This window comes from Photorhabdus heterorhabditis, from assembly GCF_001280945.1.
GTDB classification, from domain to species: Bacteria; Pseudomonadota; Gammaproteobacteria; order Enterobacterales; family Enterobacteriaceae; genus Photorhabdus; species Photorhabdus heterorhabditis.
The window spans coordinates 1-3,802 of the sequence record NZ_LJCS01000126.1 but is presented as its reverse complement, the minus strand read 5'-3'; the positions used below and the strand labels follow the sequence as shown (position 1 = coordinate 3,802).

The 3,802-nt window shown below is 51.6% G+C and carries 1 protein-coding gene; it reads left to right on the top strand.

The features are described from left to right. Window positions 1-39: 39 nt before the first annotated feature. Window positions 40-3,802, top strand: a 3,763-nt coding sequence (locus AM629_RS20670) for a two-partner secretion domain-containing protein (protein WP_235525562.1), incomplete at its 3' end; no start/stop codon positions are given.

The following is a 3,802-nucleotide window of genomic DNA, read 5'->3' as shown; positions in this document are numbered from 1 at the left end:
AACCCCGAACTGCACTCACCGGCAGGGCGGTATAACTCAGTGGCAGGGAAATATACGCCGGTCACTGCTGCGCTGATTGCACGGGCATTAACTCATGCGCCTCAACTGACCCTAAACGTCTCAGAAGCGGAAGGCGAAGTCCCGGGGATCACACTGGCGGATAAACACACCCGGATCACCGCGAAAAACAATCGCCCGATTATTCATATTGCGGCGCCTAACGCCCGGGGTGTTTCACATAACCGTTATCAGGTATTGAATGTTGGCACGTCGGGACTGGTATTGAATAACGCGACTCAGGATACACAGTCTCTGCTGGCGGGGAAAATTGGCGCCAATCTGAACTTCACCGGTCAACCGGCTGAGCTGATTATTCATGAGGTGGTGGGCACGATGGCCTCAAATCTGCAAGGGCTGCTGGAAGTGGTGGGGCAAAAAGCCGCGGTTTTCATCACTAACCCGAACGGCATCACCTGCCAGGGTTGCGGCTTTATCAATACCCCGGCGGTCACCTTATCCACCGGGAAACCGGTGTTTGATAAAGCGGGTGCGTTAGCGGCGTTGGAAGTGAGAAAAGGTGCCATCACCTTGGGTGAAAAGGGACTGGATGCCACGGCGCAAGATTCTGTCGCTATCCTCAGCCGGACCACTCAGCTGAACGGCAAACTCCAGGCGAAAAACCTGACATTGACACAAGGGGCCAACCAGATTGATGTCAAACGCGGGATTCTTGTCCCTATGGCAGAGGACGGTGATACCCCCTGGAACGCGATGGAGACCGGATTATTGGGGGGAATGTCTGCCAATAAAATCCGTCTGGTGAGTACCGAGCCGGGTAAGGCGGTCAACCTGACTCACCTGACGGCAACCCAAGGCGACATCAGTCTGACGGCGGATGGCAAGGTGACTCTGGGGGATGTCCAGGCTAAAACGGATATCACCGTTAACGGTAAAGACATTGACATGGCGAAACAGAGTCATATGCAAGCGGGGCAAAGTCTGATACTGACAACGGGGACATTGAGGGGGCAGGGAGAAATTCGTGCCGGCAATGATGTTACCGTTAAGACGAGTTATTTATCTTTATATGGCGGAAAGTTAAAAGCCGGGAACCAGGTTCTGTTACAGGCAGAGAAAAGTCTTACGGTGCGTGACTCGGATATTTCAGGTCATGACATGACCTTAATCTCCCGCGGTGGGGATATTTCTGTTTCATCGGGAGGAGATAATTCTACTGCGGCAGGTACACGGGCATTATCCACTATTTCTGCGGTTAATACGTTGCGTATTCTGTCTGAACAGGGAATATCGCTTTCAGATACGTTAATTAACCGGGCAAAAAATATCTTTTTAGCGGGTAATCGTTGGGTTGATACTAACCCGCATTTGGCCGCAGATGAGAATATTGAGCTTCACGCGGGAGCGGGGATAAATTTAAAGGGTCTTTCCCTGACCGCCGGGAAAGATATTACCCTGACCAGTGGGGGTTCGATTAATATTGGCAAGGTCACCGCCGGCAATCATTTAACCCTGATTGCCCGCCACAATATCACGGAGACAACATTATCGGCAGCAGGGACGACCACAGTCGCCCCAAATAGCGCCGCGTTGCACTTAGTCGGCGGGCAATATACTCCGGTAACTTCTGCACTGATTGACCTTGCATTCGGCCATGCCCCCCAACTGACCCTCACTATTCCAGACATAGCCGGGGGCATACCCGGGATTCAACTGGCGGATAAACGCGCACAGATTGCCGTGAGAAATAACCTGTCTGTTATCCAGATTGCGGCGCCTAATTCTCAAGGTATTTCACATAACCGTTATCGAGAGTTTAATGTTGGGGCTGCCGGACTGGTACTCAATAATGCTACCGAAGCGACCCAGTCTGTACTGGCGGGTCCCATTGGGGCAAATCCCCACTTCAACGGTCAATCGGCTGAGTTGATTATTCATGAAGTGGTGGGAACGTTAGCTTCAAATCTACAGGGCCTGTTGGAAGTGGTGGGGCAAAAAGCCGCGGTCTTCATTGCCAACCCGAACGGTGTAACCTGTCACGGCTGTAGCTTTATCCATACCCCGGCGGTCACCTTATCGACGGGGAAACCAGTGTTTGATAAAGCGGGCGCATTAGTGGCGTTGGAAGTGAAAAAAGGCACCATCACCGTTGATGAAAAGGGGCTGGATGCCACGGCGCAGGATGATGTCGATATTATCAGCCGGGCCACGAGACTTAACGGCAAGGTGCGGGCGAAAAACCTGACATTGACACAAGGGGCCAACCGGATTGATGTCAAACGCGGGACTCTTGTCCCTATTGCAGGCGACGGTGATACCCCGTGGAAAGCGATGGATACCGGGTTATTGGGGGGAATGTCTGCCCATAAAATCCGGCTGGTGAGTACCGAGGCGGGTAAGGACGCTAACCTGACCAACCTGACCGCCACGCAAGGCGACATCAGTCTGACGGCGGATGGCAAGGTGACGCTGGGCAATATACAGGCCAAAACGGATATCACCGTGAGCAGTAAAGACATTAAAACGGCGGAACAGAGTCATGTGCAGGCGGGGAAAGACATCACACTGGCCGCGAACACACTGAACAACACCGGTCAGATTATCGCAGAAGGTGACATGCGGTTATTTATCGACCATTTATACCATCAGAATCAGGGGCTGATTCAGGCAAATAACCATCTCTGGGTGCAAAAAGACGCGAGCGGTCACCTAAGCACTGAGATTAACAACACGTCTGCGACGCTGAAAACTAATAATGGCGATATCATTATTCGCACCAAAGCGTTAAATAATGCCCGGGATGCCCGCGTCGCGGCGGGCATGAACGCGTATATCAATGCGACAAAACTGGATAACAGCCAAAGCCAGTTGCATGCGAAGAACAATCTCATCTTAACCGGTCACGACTTTAACCACGGGATGGACGGCAAACTGTCAGCCGATCTGAATGTGGTGGCGGATTTTATTCATCAATTCAACGGCACGGCATTCATACTGGCGAAAAATATTCTGCTGCATGCCGGTGAAATTATCAGCATGGGATACCTCAAAGCGGACAATGATCTGTCCGTCATCGCTGAACGTAGAATGAATGCCCGCCAAAACACACTGGAGGCAAAGAGAAATCTGACCTTGATGGCAGGCAAAGAGATTGAGGCATTTCAAGTCGGGTTGAAGGGAGACAATATTGAACTGCTGACGCGTGAAGGCGACATCCGGATGTGGGGGGACGGTTCGCGTATTTCGGCGGGCAACCATTTGCGGATGTTCGCCGATCACAAACTGGATCTCTACGGTCTGTTGTTCGATAAATCCAACAATATAACGTTAAACGCAGGTCATGACATTGATGCCAGCCGGGTTAAATTGGCCGCACAGAAAAATCTGACACTGATTGCGGGCAAAGGTATCACTGCCCGTGAAACCGGGCTGACAGGGGAAAATATTGAGCTTCTCGCGCGTGAGGGTGACATTAGGCTGCCGATGGGCGTGGAGGATTCTTCTCATATTTCGGCCAACAATAATGTGCAGATGTTCGCAAGTCACATCCTGGATATCCGGGGGATTTTATTCGATAAAGCCAACCATATGACGTTAAACGCGGGTCATAACATTGAGGCCAGCGAGGTTAAACTGGCGGCCAATAAAAATCTGACTCTCATAGCCGGCAAAGCTATCACCGCCGGTCAGGCAGAGTTAAAGGGGGAAAATGTTGAGCTACTGGTGCGTGAAGGCGACATCCAACTGGGATGGAGACAGCCTGAGTCATTATTACCCACCATTT